The organism is Pseudomonas sp. TE9122 (assembly GCF_056278925.1).
Genome location: NZ_JBWBQI010000001.1, coordinates 1,114,699 through 1,128,705, shown reverse-complemented (window position 1 = coordinate 1,128,705; position 14,007 = coordinate 1,114,699). Strand labels below are relative to the sequence as shown.

The window sequence follows — 14,007 nt, the reverse complement described above, 5'->3', positions numbered from 1 at the left end:
CCGCCAACCATCAGATCTTGTTGAACAGACCCAACTGACTGATCTTGCTGAACGCCAGTTGCGCGGCTTGCAGCATGGTCTGTTGCAGGGTCAGACGGGTCATGACTTCAGCCGGATCGGAATCACGAATCGAACCCTGGGTCGTGCTGTTCGCCGTGGTCAGGCTGTCATTGGTGATGGTCTGCATGTCCAGCGCCTGGCCGCGCGCACCAATGGTGGTCACCGCCGTGCCGATCTGGTTGGAAGCTGCATCGATGTTGCCGAGGCCTGCCTCCATCGCGCCCTGCAATTTCTGCTTGGCAACCGGGTCACCGTCGACTGGCGTATTCAGCGCGGTGATCATCTGGCCCAGGGTGTCGAGCACGTTCTGGGTCTGATGATTGTTCGGCTGGATCGAGAACTGATCACCAGCGGCCGGCGCGCTGCCCAGGGCGAAAGTCACACCGGCAGCGGTGGCGTTACCGCCGGCAACCGTGCCCGAGGAAACCGGCTTGCTGTCGGCCGTCACCGGCGCGGCATACAGATCGAAATCGGTGGCGCTGGTGAACTTGAGCACCGCGCCGCCCTGCGGGAACGCTGCGGTGTAGGCTGCCTGATCGGTGATGGTCGAACCGGTGATCACGCTGGTCGACGGGTTACCCGGATTACGCGTGGTGGTGAACGAGTCCGGCGAGGCAGACAGCTGAAAACTGTGCCCTGCGATAACGGCGTCCGGATTGGTATCGCCAGCCTTCAGGTTGACGTTCAGCTTGAGGTCGACACCACGGAAGCTGACAGTCTGGTTGGCGCCGGTGCTGTTGCTGATCAGGCCATTCTGGCTGGCCTCGGCAGTCACATCGTTACCCAAGGCATCGGTGATTTTCAGCTGGGTGCTGCTGACGAAATCGATGGTATACGGCTGCCCGGCGGTGAACTTGGCGTCGTAGGTGGCGGCAGTGCCGACGGTGCCGTTGGACAGCACGACACGGCCGTCATCCACAGCTGGCGCAGTCATTTTGGTGTTGGTGCGGCCGGTGTTGATGGTCTGCTGGAACGCGTCCCAACCGGTGGTGTTGGTACCCACGGTCATGCCGTCGCCGATGCCCAGATCGATGGTGGTCTGGTCGCCGTTGTAGCTGAACGTGCCGTCAGAATTCTTCGAATACGGCGCGGTATCGGTTTTCGAACCGGAGAACAGGTAGTTGCCGTTGGCATCCTTGGCGTTCATCAGGCCCAGCACTTGCTGTTGGATCTCACCCAGTTCCGAGGCATATGCCTGGCGGTCCTTGTCGGTGATGGTGCCGTTGTTCGCGGCCAGCGCCAGCTCTTTGGCTCGCGCAAGCGCCGTGGTAATCGAATCCAGAGTGGACTCCTGCACGGTCAAGGCGCTTTTGGTGGTGTTGACGTTGGTCTTGTACTGATCGAGCATCGCCGCCTGCTGGCCCAGCTGCAGCAAGCGCCCGGCACCGATCGGATCATCGGCGGCAGTGTTGATGCGTTGCAGGCTGCTCGCCTCGCTCGCGGTAGCGACAGCCTTGTTGAAGTTACGCTGATAATCCGAAGCTTGCGTTCCGTAATACTGGGCGGTGGAAATGCGCATGAATTACGACTCCTTAAAGGCTGTTGATCAGCGTGGCGAAAGTTTCCTGCGCAGCTTTGATGATCTGCGAAGACGCTGTGTAGTACTGCTGGTACTTGACCAGGTTGCCGGTTTCTTCGTCCAGGTTGACCCCGGACAACGAATCGCGGGCACCCTTGGCGTTCTCCAGAATCGCCGTGGTCGCGGCGCTGTCGGACTTGCCTTGGGCGGTCTTGGTACCGACGTTGGTCACCAGGGTGTTGTAGGCGTCGGTCAGGCTGATGCCCTTGCTCGCCGAACCGGTGTCCACGGTCTGTTTGGTTTGCAACGCGACCAGTGCCTGGGCGTTGCGGTTGTCCGAAGACGCCGCACCGGTCAGGTTCATGGTGAAGGTCTCGCCGGTTTTCGGCGTGCCGCCCACGGTGGTCTGCACGGTGAAGGTCTTCTGCACGTTCGGCGTGACGGTAGTGTCCATCACCGGGTTGCCGCTGGCATCGACGATGCCGACTTTCAAATTCAGCGTGTTCGACTGGCCAGGCACGATGGTGCCGGTGCCGATGGTCGCGCCCTTGGCGTCGACCAGGTTGTACGACTGGCTGCCACCGCTGGCTGCACCGAATACCAGTTTGACCGGTGTCGAATTCTTCAGCGCCGCCTGCATGTCAGCCTGGGCGGTCGGGTTGTAGATGTCGATCTTGTCGCTGAGCGTCGGCTGGGTGTACGTGCCCAGACCGTTGGCGCTGGCGACGCCGGTCAGCGGACCTGCCGCAGCGATTTTCTTCGGATCGGTCAGGACCGTCTGAATGCTCGCCGCCGCGTTGCGGGTCGGCGTGATCTTGAACGAGTCACCCGCGCTCAGCGCGCCGCCATTCAAGGCCAGGGTGAAACCGTCGATCACTGGCGGCGGATTGGTCGTGGTGCTGAATGCGCCCAGATCGGTGCCGTCGGAACGTTTGACGGTGTAATCGGTAGCGCTGGTGAAGGTCACCTGATAATCGCTGGTGGTCAGCTTGCCGGTGTCCTTGATGGTCACATCGAGGTTGCCCGAACCGGCGCTGTTGCCATCCTTCGCAATGCTGCGCTGACTGATCAGGGCGGCACTGTTGATGTTGTTGAAAATCGCCGCACCGAAGTCACCGTTCTTGTCGATGCCCTGGGCTTGCTGGCTGTTGATCTGATCGGCAATCACCAGGGCCACGCGACCGAGCTCGTTGAGCGATGGGTCGAGGACTTCCTTGCGATAGGTCAGCAGACCGCCGATTTCGCCGCCGCTGATCACCGAAGTGATGTCGATGGTGCTCGAACCGCGATCCATCTGGATCGACATGCGCGACGGGTCGGTCTTGCTCGCGACCATGCTCAGGCTGTTGGTGGTGTTGCCGATGACCAGCGGCTGGCCGCTGCCGACATAGATGTCGAAGCTGGTGCCGCGCTCGACGACCTGGGCACCGGTCAGCTCGGAGAGCTGACGCACGGCTTCGTTACGGCTGTCGAGCAGGTCGTTCGGCGCCCCGCCGCTGGTGGAGATTTCGCCGATCTTCTGATTGAGATTGGCGATCGCCGTGGCGAGCTTGTTCACCTGGGCAGTCATGTCGCCGAGGCTGCCGTTGATCGTGGTGTTCTGATCGTTGAGCTGCTTGGCCAGGGTATTGAAACGGCTGGTCAGCGCCTGCGCGCCGGTCAGCACCGACTGACGCGAAGTGTCATCGGTGGCCGACGTCGATACGCCCTGCATCGAGGTGAAGAATTTCTGCAGTACACCGGTCAGGCCAGTGTTGGTGTCCGACAGCATCGCGTCCAGCGGCGTCGCCTGCTTGAGGAAGGCAGCCGATTCGCTGTCCAGCGACGTCGCGGTGTGCAGCTGCGATTCCAGATACGAGTTGTACACCCGGCGCACGTCGGCCAGGGTCGTGCCCGTGCCGATGAAAACGCTGCCGTACTGCTGCGAGGACTTGGTGCCCTGCACGGTTTGCTGACGTGAATAACCGGCGGTGTCGACGTTGGCAATGTTGTTGCCTGTCGTAGCCAGAGAGGACTGGCTGGCCGACAGTCCCGACATCCCGATATTGAGCAAACTCATGGTTCAGACCTTATTACCTGGTGCCTTATAAAGGCGTGGTGGAGACACCCGCCGCAGCGTAGTTTTCAAAACTGTTCATCTGCTTGGCAATTTGCGAAATCTTCGTCGCGTAGTTCGGGTCGGTGGCGTAACCGGCCTTCTGCAACTCGCGTACAAACTGTTCTGGGTTATCGGCCGACTTCAGCACTTCTTGATAGCGATTGTTGCTCTGCAGCAACGTCACCAGATCGTGGAAGCTGTCCTTGTACGAGGCATAGGAACGGAACTCGGCCGTCTCCTTGACCATCGCGCCATTGCGGAACTCGCTGGTGATCGCGCGGGCCGAATCGCCCTTCCAGTTGCTGCTCGCCTTGATGCCGAACAGGTTGTGGCTGCTGCTGCCATCCTGGGCGCGCATGACCGATTTGCCCCAGCCGGTTTCCAGTGCCGCTTGCGCCACCAGATAACGCGGATCGACGCCGATGCGGTCAGCGGCTTCCTTGGCCATCGGCAACATGGTGTTGACGAATTCGTCGGCGGAACTGAAGGCCTTCTTCGCCGGTGCCAGCGGAATCTGCGCCATGGCGCGGCCGTAGACCTGCATCTGCCCGCCAGCGGCTTTCTGCTCTTCAGCACGGGCCAGCCAGTCACCGTTGTACAACGCGCCGGAGCCTGTGACGGCGGTAGTCGTGGCCCGTTGCGGCAAGGCGTTGGTCGCTGCCGCCGCAGTGCTGGCAGTGGCCGCGCTCGGTGCCGACGGCACCAGACCGGCGAGCAAGCGATCGGCCAGTTTCGGCGGCAGCGCCAGACGCCGCTGGTTGATCAGCGCCATGTCGTTGCGATGGGAAATATCGGTGTTGTTCGGCGCATGCACCGAGCGCGATGCCCACAACGGACGCTCGCCGTTGACGCGGGACAGCGGACCGGTGGCGACGGTGCCGGCGGCAATCGGCGTCGGTACGGCGGCGGCCTTGGCCAGCGCTTCCTGCTGCTTGGCGGCGGACGCGGCTGCAGCCTCGCCCGGCGCCATCGGTTTGTTCTTCGACATCTGCCGGATCAGCACATCGGCCAGACCGATACCACCGCCCTCGCGGGACATGGAAACCGCCAGTTGCTGGTCGTACATTTCCTGATACTGCTTGGCCGCCGGCGTGTTCAGCGGGTTGTCCTGACCAAGCGCTTCGGTGGCCGAGCGCATCGACTTGAGCATTTCGCCGAGGAACAGCGACTCGAATTCCTGCGCAACCTTGCGCATGTTTTCGTCGCTGTTCTTGTCGCCGACCTTGAGCTGGTTCAGACGATTGAGGTCGGAGTAGGAACCCGAATCGCTGCTGCTGACCAGACCGCTTTTGCGCATATCCATGGTGGCTGGCCTCAGATCACGATCAGGTCGGCTTGCAATGCGCCGGCCTGCTTCAGAGCTTCGAGAATCGCCATCAGGTCACCCGGTGCTGCGCCGACCTGGTTCACCGCACGGACGATCTCGTCGAGGGTGGTGCCCGGGCCGAACTTGAACATCGGTTTGGCTTCCTGTTCGGCATTCACCCGCGAGCGCGGCACCACGGCAGTCTGGCCGTTGGACAGCGGGCCAGGCTGGCTGACGATCGGGTCTTCGGTGATGGTCACGGTCAGGCTGCCGTGGGTCACGGCGGCTGGCGACACTTTCACGTTCTGGCCGATGACGATGGTGCCGGTGCGCGAGTTGATGATGACTTTCGCCACCGCCTGCCCCGGATCGATTTCGAGGTTTTCCAGGATCGACAGGTAGTCGACGCGCTGGCTCGGATCCAGTGGCGCAGTGACCCGCACCGATCCGCCGTCGATGGCTTGTGCGACGCCAGGGCCGAGCATGTCGTTGACCTTGTCGACGATGCGCTTGGCGGTGGTGAAGTCGGAGCGGTTGAGGTTCAGCGTCAGGCTGTTGCCCTGGTTGAAACCGCTCGGCACCGCACGCTCCACCGACGCACCGCCAGGGATGCGACCGGCCGACGGAACGTTGACGGTGATCTTCGAACCATCGCGGCCTTCAGCGTCGAAACCGCCAACCACGAGGTTGCCCTGAGCGATCGCATAGACGTTGCCGTCGATACCCTTGAGCGGCGTCAGCAGCAAGGTGCCGCCGCGCAGGCTCTTGGAGTTACCGATCGAGGACACGGTGATGTCGACCTGCTGACCTGGCTTGGCAAACGCTGGCAGATCGGCACTCACCGACACCGCCGCAACGTTCTTCAACTGCACGTTGCCCGATCCCGGCGGCACCTTGATGCCGAACTGCGAGAGCATGTTGTTGAAGGTCTGCAGGGTGAACGGAGTCTGCGTCGTCTGGTCACCGGTGCCGTTAAGCCCGACCACCAGGCCGTAACCGATCAACTGGTTGGAGCGCACGCCGGAAATGCTGGCGATGTCTTTCAGCCGCTCGGCGTGTGCGGTGAACGCCGCAGACATCAACAACGCGGCCACCATAAGGCTCTTGAAATTCAAAGTCGCCACCTAGAAAGGGAACAGCGGGCTGAGGAAGAAACGGTCGAACCAGCCTGGCTGACTCGTATCGGCAAACGCGCCGGTACCCGAGTAGGTGATGCGCGCATCGGCGACACGGGTCGACGACACGGTGTTGTCGGTCGCGATGTCATCAGCGCGGACCATACCGGCGATGCGCACCAGTTCGTCACCAGTGTTGAGCGTCAGCCACTTCTCGCCACGCACGGCGATGATGCCGTTGGGCAGCACGTCGGCCACGGTCACGGTGATCGAACCGGTCAGGCTGTTGCTCTGTCCCGACTTGGCGTCGCCCTTGGTCGAACGGTCGGCGCTGTAGCCAGCGTTCAGGCTCAGGTCACCGCCACCAATCGGGTTGTTGGTGGTCAGGCTGGAGCCGAACAACGAGGTCAGACCGATCGAGTTATCGCTGTTCTTGTCCATCTGCGAGTTGGCGTTCTTGCTCGCCTGGGTGCGCTCGTTCAGGGTGATGGTGATGATGTCACCGACCCGGAACGCCTTGCGGTCGCTGTACAGGTTCTGCTCGAAGCCGGCCTGATAGATCGAGCCGTTATTGGCCGCCGCCGGCAACGGTGTGCGCGGCAACACCGGGGCGTAGTAAGGGTCATTGGGCTTGGGCGTCGGGGCGACGCAGCCCGCGAGCGAGACGACCCCACTCAATGCCAGAACAGATACAAAGCGCTTCATGACCCTACCTCACGGTGTTGCTGGCGACCTCAGGCCGCCCCAAAGACTGGATTACAGATTCTGCGTTACGAACGAGAGCATCTGGTCGGCGGTGGAGATCACCTTGGAGTTCATCTCGTAGGCGCGTTGAGTGGTGATCATGTTGACCATCTCTTCAACGGTGCTGACGTTCGAGGTTTCCAGGGTGTTCTGCAGCGTGGTACCGAAACCGTTCAGGCCCGGGGTGCCGATCTGTGGCGCGCCGGAAGCAGCGGTTTCCAGGAACAGGTTGTTGCCCACTGCTTGCAGACCGGCCGGGTTGATGAAGTCGGCGGTCTGCAGGTTGCCGATCACTTGCGAGGCCGGGTTGCCGGCGATGGTGATCGACACGGTGCCGTCACGGCCGACAGTGAAGGTCTGCGCATCGTTCGGGATGATGATCGCCGGTTCCAGCGCGAAACCGCTGGCGTTGACGATCTGGCCATTGGAGTCGAGGTGGAAAGTACCGTCACGGGTGTAGGACGTGGTGCCGTCCGGCTGCAGGATCTGGAAGAAACCGCGACCGTCGATGGCCATGTCCAGCGGCTGCTCGGTGGTTTGCAGGCTGCCGGCGGTGAAGTTTTTCTGGGTGCCGACAATGCGCACACCGGTACCCACTTGCAGACCCGACGGCAGTTCGCTGTCCTGGGTCGACTGAGCGCCTGGCTGACGCTTGATCTGATAGAGCAAGTCCTGGAACTCGGCACGGTCACGTTTGAAACCCGTGGTCGAAACGTTCGCCAGGTTGTTGGAAATGGTGGTCAGGTTGGTGTCCTGGGCGGACAGACCGGTTTTGGCAACCCATAGAGCCGGAAGCATTCGATTCTCCTCGTGCGCCTGTTTTACGGCGCGACGTTCTGATAATTAGCTGATCTGCAAGACCCGAGCCATGGCCTGGTCGTCGTCTTTGGCGGTGTTCATCATCTTGACGTGCAACTCGAATTGCTTGGCCAGGGCCAGCACCGAAGTCATTTCTTCCACGGCATTGACGTTGCTCGACTCAAGGAAACCCGAGACCAGTTTGACGTTGGCGTCGGCTTGCGCCGGCTGGCCGTCCTTGGTGTAAATCGAACCGTCGAGGCCTTTGTTCATGTTCTTGATGTCCGGGTTGACCAGCTTGATCCGGTCGACTTCGGCCATGACGCGGGGGCCTTCGCCCATTGCGCGAATGCTGATGGTGCCGTCTTCGCCGACTTCCACCTGCTGCTCGGGCGGCACAGCGATCGGGCCGCCATTACCGATCACCGGCATGCCGTTGCCGGCGCGCAGTACGCCGAGGGCGTCGATGTTGAGGCTGCCGGTACGCACGTAGCTTTCGCCGCCGCTGGGGTTTTGCACGGCGATGAAACCGTTGCCGGATACCGCGACGTCGAGTTCACGTCCGGTCTGCACCAGTGAGCCCGGCGTGAAGTCGGTGGCGGGACGTTCGCTCATGGCAAACGCGCGCGCCGGAAAGCTGTCGCCGAATACCGGCATCGAACGCGCCTGCTCGAGGTCGCGCTGAAAGCCGTTGGTGGAAATGTTCGCCAGGTTGTTGGCATGCGCCCGCTGCGCCAGTGCGTTCTGGCTGGCGCCGGTCATTGCCACATAAAGGTACTTGTCCACAGTGTTTCCTCTGCATGCCGGACGTTTGCCGCCCACCGCTGTACTGCTCAGCCATAAGCAATTTGCAGACCAACTTTTTATTGGCGGGCGAAGGCCCGGCAAACAGGGGACTTGAGGGGATCGGAGGGGGAATCTGAAATGGATCGAAGACGAAAAACCGGCGGTGTCATGCCGGTTAGTGGCAATCCTGAGTTCGGCGGGGATGGCGATCCTGTGGCGAGGGGATTTATCCCCGTTCGGCTGCGCAGCAGTCGCCAAGCCTGCAAATGAGGTCGCCGGGAAGAAAAAGCGGGGCGGCTTCGCCGCCCATCGGGGATAAATCCCCTCGCCACAAAGGCTCTATTTAGCTTTCGGAGGTTTTGCCAACCTCATACTCACGCAGCTTGTTGGCAATGGTGGTGTGCGAAACACCGAGCCGCTTGCCCAACTGCCGACTGCTTGGATGCTCGGAATACAAGCGTTCCAGCACCGCTTTTTCGAAACGCCCGACGATCTCGTCCAGACTGCCGTCGAGGGAAAAATCGCCAAGCGGCTGACGCACGCCGTAATCCGGCAGGCGAATATGTTCGGCCTTGACCGTGCCGCCGTCGCACAGGGAAACCGCCTGGAACAGCACGTTCTCCAGTTGCCGCACATTGCCCGGCCAGTGGTAATGGCTGAGGCGATCCATCGCCGCCGGGGCCAGTTTCGGCAGCGGACAGCCGATCTGCCGACTGGCCTGGTCGAGAAAGTGTTCAACCAGCGGCGTCAGACCGTCGAGGCACTCGCGCAGCGGCGGGATGTGCAGCGACAGTACGTTCAAGCGGTGATAGAGATCCTGGCGAAACTCGCCGCGCGCGCACAATTCGGACAAGTCCACCTGCGTCGCGCAGATCACCCGCACGTCCAGATACACCTCTTCATCACTGCCGACGCGACGGAAGCAACCGTCCTGAAGAAAGCGCAGCAATTTGACCTGCAAACGCGGGCTCATCTCGCCGACGCCATCGAGAAACAGCGTGCCGCCAGCGGTCAATTCGAGCAGGCCAAGCTTGCCCTCAGCGCGAGCGCCTTCGAAGGCGCCGGGGCCGTAGCCGAACAACTCGGTCTCGGCCATCGACTCCGGCAGTCCGGCGCAGTTGAGCGCCATCAACGGTGACTGTCCGCGCGGGCTGGCGAGGTGGCAGGCGCGCGCCAGCAATTCCTTGCCAGTGCCGGTTTCGCCTTCTATTAATAGCGGCGCATCCAGCGGCGCCATGCGCCGCGCTTCGCGGACCACAGCGGCCATGACTTTCGAGCTTTGAAAGATGCTGTCGAACCCGCGCAGCTCTTGCTTGCGCACATTGTAGATTCGCTCGCCGACCCGATCGGCGCGGTGCAGCGTCAGCACGGCGCCGGCCATGGCCTCGCTGTCGTCGTGTTCCGATTGCAGCGGCGCGATGTCAGCGAGAAAGATGTCGCCCTTGACCTTGACCCGCATGCCGTTGATTCGCGATTTGTTGGCGCGCACCAATTCCGGCAAATCGAAATCCTCGGCGTAGCGCGACAGCGGAATCCCCGGCACCTCATCGACGCGCACCCCGAGCAACTGCGCCGCCGCGCGATTGGCCGCAACGATCGAACCGCCCATGTCGATCGACAGCACCGGAAATTCCAGCGCGCCGAGCAGTGCGTTCAATTCCATGTGCCGGCGTTCGCTGGGCATCAGCCCGACGCGCTTAACCCCGAACACCCCACCGATTGCCTCGAACTTGGGGCGCAACGCCTGGAACTGGATGTTGATCAGGTTCGGGCAGTGCAGGTAGATCGCATTGCCATGCTCACCACCCACCTCGCCGCGTGCGACGTTGATCCCGTACGCCACCAGCAGATTGAGGATGTCACGCAGGATGCCGATGCGATTCTGGCAGTGGACTTTGATGCGCATAGAAAAAGGCCCGACAGGTTTGAGAGGTAAACACATGTCCTTTTGGGAGCGAGCCTGCTCGCGAAGGCGCCAGCACATCCAGTATCGATGTGTCAGACAGACCGCTTTCGCGAGCAGACTCGCTCCCACAGGGTTTTGTGGCGCGCCCGGGGCAGATGTTTCTGTCGAGGCACGCAGATAGTTGTCAAGATTATGTGACAGCCCCGACCCTTTTCAAACCCGCCAATCACCGTAAATGCGCATTACCCGACAAGGCGTAACGATAACTTTACGAAACAAGCAGAATTTTCCTACGCACACACCGGTCAACATGCTGCACGCCCTGTCACTCTCGGGTATTCCTTTAGCCATCGCTGGACATAACAAAAACGAATTTCCTAGCAGGAGAGCAGCATGAAGCAGACGCAATACGTGGCTCGCGAGCCCGATGCGCAAGGTTTTATCGACTACCCCGCCGAAGAACATGCGGTGTGGAACACGCTGATCACTCGCCAGTTGAAGGTGATTGAAGGTCGTGCGTGCCAGGAATATCTGGACGGTATCGAAAAACTCGGTCTGCCCCACGACCGCATCCCGCAACTGGCCGAGATCAACAAAGTCCTCGGCGAGACCACCGGCTGGCAGGTTGCCCGGGTGCCGGCGCTGATTCCTTTCCAGACGTTTTTCGAGTTGCTTGCCAGCAAGCAATTCCCCGTCGCCACCTTCATACGTACCCGCGAAGAACTCGACTATCTGCAAGAGCCGGACATCTTTCACGAGATCTTCGGCCACTGCCCGCTACTGACCAACCCCTACTTCGCTGAATTCACCCACACCTATGGCAAGCTCGGCCTGCAGGCGACCAAGGAAGAGCGCGTGTATCTGGCCCGGTTGTACTGGATGACCATCGAATTCGGTCTGGTCGACACCCCGCACGGCAAGCGCATCTACGGCGGCGGGATTCTGTCTTCGCCGAAAGAAACCGTTTACTGCCTGTCGGACGAGCCCGAGCATCAGCTCTTCGATCCGCTGGAAGCCATGCGCACGCCGTATCGCATCGACATCCTGCAACCGCTGTACTTCGTCCTGCCCAATCTCAAGCGCCTGTTCGATGTGGCCCATGAAGACATCATGGCCATGGTCCGTCAGGGCATGCAGCTGGGCTTGCACGCGCCGAAATTTCCGCCGAAACCCAAAGCCGCCTGAACCGCGACCTTTGCTGACAATTGCGTCTGTCCGTGGCCGCCACTTTGCTTTAGCGTGACGGCATTGGCGGCACACGCGCTTTAATAAAAAACACACTCGTTTTCAGGAATCCACCATGTCGACTTTGAACCAAGCCCACTGCGAAGCCTGCCGCGCCGATGCGCCACAAGTCAGCGACGAAGAACTGCCGATCCTGATCAAGCAGATCCCTGACTGGAACATCGAAGTACGCGACGGCATCATGCAGCTGGAAAAAGTTTTCCTGTTCAAGAACTTCAAGCACGCACTGGCGTTCACCAACGCCGTGGGCGAGATCTCCGAGGCCGAAGGTCACCACCCGGGCCTGCTGACCGAGTGGGGCAAAGTCACCGTGACCTGGTGGAGCCACTCGATCAAAGGCCTGCACCGCAACGACTTCATCATGGCCGCGCGCACTGACGAAGTAGCGAAGACCGCAGAAGGACGCAAGTGATGCACTTCGACGCCATCGGCCGGGTCCCCGGCGACCCGATTCTCGGTTTGATGGAGGCCTATGCGCAGGATGCCAACCCGCGCAAGTTCGACCTCGGCGTTGGCGTCTACAAGGATGCCCAGGGCCTGACGCCGATCCCGGAAGCGGTGAAAATCGCCGAAGCGCGACTGGTCGAAAGTCAGGACACCAAGACTTACATCGGTGGCCACGGCAATCCGCTGTTCGGCAAGGTCATCAATGAGCTGGTACTCGGTGCCGACTCGCAACTGATCACCGAACAACGCGCCGGCGCCACCCAGACCCCGGGTGGCACCGGCGCCCTGCGCCTGGCCGCCGACTTCATCGCGCAGTGCCTGCCGGGCAAAGGCGTGTGGTTGAGCAACCCGACCTGGCCGATCCACGAAACCATTTTCGCCGCCGCCAAGGTCAAGGTCAGCCACTACCCGTACGTCGGCAGTGACAATCGCCTCGACGTCGAAGCGATGCTCGCCGTGCTCAGGGAAGTGCCGAAGGGCGACGTGGTGCTGCTGCATGCGTGCTGCCACAACCCGACCGGTTTCGACCTGAGCCATGACGACTGGAAGCGCGTGCTTGAAGTGGTGCGCAGCCGCGATCTGCTGCCGCTGATCGACTTCGCTTATCAGGGTTTTGGCGATGGCCTCGATCAGGACGCCTGGTCGACTCGGCTGTTCGCGACACAGCTCCCGGAGCTGTTGATCACCAGTTCCTGCTCGAAGAACTTCGGCCTGTATCGCGACCGTACCGGTGCGCTGATCGTCTGCGCGACCAGCGCTGACAAGCTCATCGACATCCGCAGCCAACTGGCCAATATCGCCCGCAATCTGTGGTCGACGCCGCCGGATCACGGCGCGGCGGTGGTCGCGACCATCCTCGCCGACCCAGAGCTGAAAGCGCGCTGGGCCGATGAAGTGGAAGCGATGCGCTTGCGAATCGCGCAGTTGCGCAGCGGCTTGGTCGAGGCGCTGGAACCGCACGGTTTGCGCGAGCGTTTCGCGCACATCGGTGTGCAACGCGGGATGTTCTCCTACACCGGCCTGTCGCCGGAACAGGTGAAAACCCTGCGCGAGCGGCACAGCGTGTACATGGTCAGCTCCGGCCGCGCGAACGTCGCCGGCATCGACGCCACCCGCCTCGCATTACTCGCGGACGCCATCGCCGACGCCTGTAAATAGCCCACTATGCTCGTTCCCACGCTCCGCGTGGGAATGCCTCTTCGGACGCTCTGCGTCCGCTTTGGGACGCAGAGCGTCCCCGGCTGCATTCCCACGCGGAGCGTGGGAACGATCAAATGCAGGGTCTGGGGCCGCTTCGCAGCCCATCGGGGATAAATCCCCTCGCCACGAAAGCCCACTCCCACATTTGGTTTTTGTGGTCGCCTCCCCTCCCTGCGGCCATCTGTCGCATTAATTTGAATTAAAAGTCTGATTGTCATTTTTCCTGCTGTATCCTGCGCAGGCTTTGTAAAGCGCGGAGCACCTGATCTATCAACAGACTTAGCGAGGAGCGCACCCATGCACGAGATTCCCAATCTCCCCTTCCCAAGCCTGCACGTACCTGAGCAGACGACCCCGCAACACGCCGGTGCTGAAAAGCCCGAGCCGCAAGAAGCCGCTGACAGCCGCAAAGCCGACAGCGAAGAGTAAGACCCGCCGTACAGACCGTGTGGAAAGCGCTAACATGCGCTTTCCACACTGCCTGAAACCCGAGCCCGCCATGACCGACGAATTCTCCGAAAGCCAAGCTGCCGTGCTGATCGGCGCCACCGAGAAAATGATCGAGATCTGGAATCGCCTCTCGCCCGAGAAGCAAGCTGCCCTGCTCGAACGTTTCGGCAGCGAAGAAAACGCCCTCGCCGCCCTCGTCACCACGCAACTGGTCGCCCCGGCGAAATCCTGAAAGCGCCGCCCGGCAAATAGTTTTACTTTTCCCCGCCCCTGAACGGTTCACGCCGGTATCATGAGCAGCCTATCTAATCTGCTGCTCCCGTGGATCGTTAC

13 protein-coding genes are annotated in these 14,007 nt (G+C 61.3%); 5 read left to right on the top strand and 8 right to left on the bottom strand.

The features are described 5' to 3' along the window. Nucleotides 1-10 precede the first annotated feature (10 nt). From ACZ9BE_RS04970 to ACZ9BE_RS04935, 8 genes are all read right to left on the bottom strand, one after another. Nucleotides 11-1,579, bottom strand: coding sequence for a flagellar hook-associated protein 3 (locus ACZ9BE_RS04970; protein WP_150636629.1), 1,569 nt, complete (start codon nucleotides 1,577-1,579; stop codon nucleotides 11-13). Between the two features lie 13 nt (nucleotides 1,580-1,592). Further along, nucleotides 1,593-3,638 carry a flagellar hook-associated protein FlgK gene (flgK, locus tag ACZ9BE_RS04965; RefSeq protein ID WP_071171415.1) on the bottom strand — a complete coding sequence of 682 codons (2,046 nt, stop codon included), beginning with the start codon at nucleotides 3,636-3,638 and terminating at the stop codon, nucleotides 1,593-1,595. A 25-nt stretch (nucleotides 3,639-3,663) separates the two neighbouring features. Beyond that, nucleotides 3,664-4,980 (bottom strand): flagellar assembly peptidoglycan hydrolase FlgJ, encoded by a 1,317-nt coding sequence (gene flgJ, locus ACZ9BE_RS04960; RefSeq protein ID WP_024012084.1) that lies wholly within the window; start codon nucleotides 4,978-4,980, stop codon nucleotides 3,664-3,666. An 11-nt stretch (nucleotides 4,981-4,991) separates the two neighbouring features. Continuing rightward, complete coding sequence (locus tag ACZ9BE_RS04955) at nucleotides 4,992-6,080, bottom strand: flagellar basal body P-ring protein FlgI (RefSeq protein WP_024012083.1); 1,089 nt, start codon at nucleotides 6,078-6,080, stop codon at nucleotides 4,992-4,994. A gap of 27 nt (nucleotides 6,081-6,107) precedes the next feature. Further along, nucleotides 6,108-6,803 (bottom strand): flagellar basal body L-ring protein FlgH, encoded by a 696-nt coding sequence (gene flgH, locus ACZ9BE_RS04950; RefSeq protein WP_016771110.1) that lies wholly within the window; start codon nucleotides 6,801-6,803, stop codon nucleotides 6,108-6,110. Between the two features lie 51 nt (nucleotides 6,804-6,854). Continuing rightward, the gene (gene flgG, locus ACZ9BE_RS04945) at nucleotides 6,855-7,640 is read right to left on the bottom strand and encodes a flagellar basal-body rod protein FlgG (RefSeq protein WP_016771111.1); all 786 of its coding nucleotides are present in this window, start codon (nucleotides 7,638-7,640) and stop codon (nucleotides 6,855-6,857) included. A gap of 45 nt (nucleotides 7,641-7,685) precedes the next feature. Then, the gene (locus ACZ9BE_RS04940) at nucleotides 7,686-8,426 is read right to left on the bottom strand and encodes a flagellar basal body rod protein FlgF (protein WP_016771112.1); all 741 of its coding nucleotides are present in this window, start codon (nucleotides 8,424-8,426) and stop codon (nucleotides 7,686-7,688) included. 343 nt (nucleotides 8,427-8,769) lie between these two features. Continuing rightward, entirely contained in the window at nucleotides 8,770-10,332 is a 1,563-nt protein-coding gene (locus ACZ9BE_RS04935) for a sigma-54-dependent phenylalanine hydroxylase transcriptional regulator PhhR (protein ID WP_016771113.1), read from the bottom strand. A gap of 393 nt (nucleotides 10,333-10,725) precedes the next feature. Here ACZ9BE_RS04935 and phhA point away from each other — a divergent pair, with 393 nt between their 5' ends. From phhA to ACZ9BE_RS04910, 5 genes are all read left to right on the top strand, one after another. Continuing rightward, a complete protein-coding gene (gene phhA, locus ACZ9BE_RS04930) occupies nucleotides 10,726-11,517 on the top strand; it encodes a phenylalanine 4-monooxygenase (RefSeq protein ID WP_041478990.1) in 792 nt (263 codons plus the stop codon). A gap of 115 nt (nucleotides 11,518-11,632) precedes the next feature. Then, nucleotides 11,633-11,989, top strand: coding sequence for a 4a-hydroxytetrahydrobiopterin dehydratase (locus ACZ9BE_RS04925; protein WP_016771115.1), 357 nt, complete (start codon nucleotides 11,633-11,635; stop codon nucleotides 11,987-11,989). After that, nucleotides 11,989-13,182 (top strand): amino acid aminotransferase, encoded by a 1,194-nt coding sequence (locus tag ACZ9BE_RS04920; protein WP_476248974.1) that lies wholly within the window; start codon nucleotides 11,989-11,991, stop codon nucleotides 13,180-13,182. The genes ACZ9BE_RS04925 and ACZ9BE_RS04920 overlap by 1 nt, the downstream gene beginning before the upstream one ends. Nucleotides 13,183-13,521: 339 nt before the next feature. Further along, nucleotides 13,522-13,653: a hypothetical protein gene (locus ACZ9BE_RS04915; RefSeq protein WP_016771117.1), complete on the top strand. Its 132-nt coding sequence runs from the start codon at nucleotides 13,522-13,524 to the stop codon at nucleotides 13,651-13,653. A 70-nt stretch (nucleotides 13,654-13,723) separates the two neighbouring features. Then, nucleotides 13,724-13,906 carry a hypothetical protein gene (locus ACZ9BE_RS04910; RefSeq protein ID WP_039761215.1) on the top strand — a complete coding sequence of 61 codons (183 nt, stop codon included), beginning with the start codon at nucleotides 13,724-13,726 and terminating at the stop codon, nucleotides 13,904-13,906. The last annotated feature ends 101 nt before the right edge of the window (nucleotides 13,907-14,007 follow it).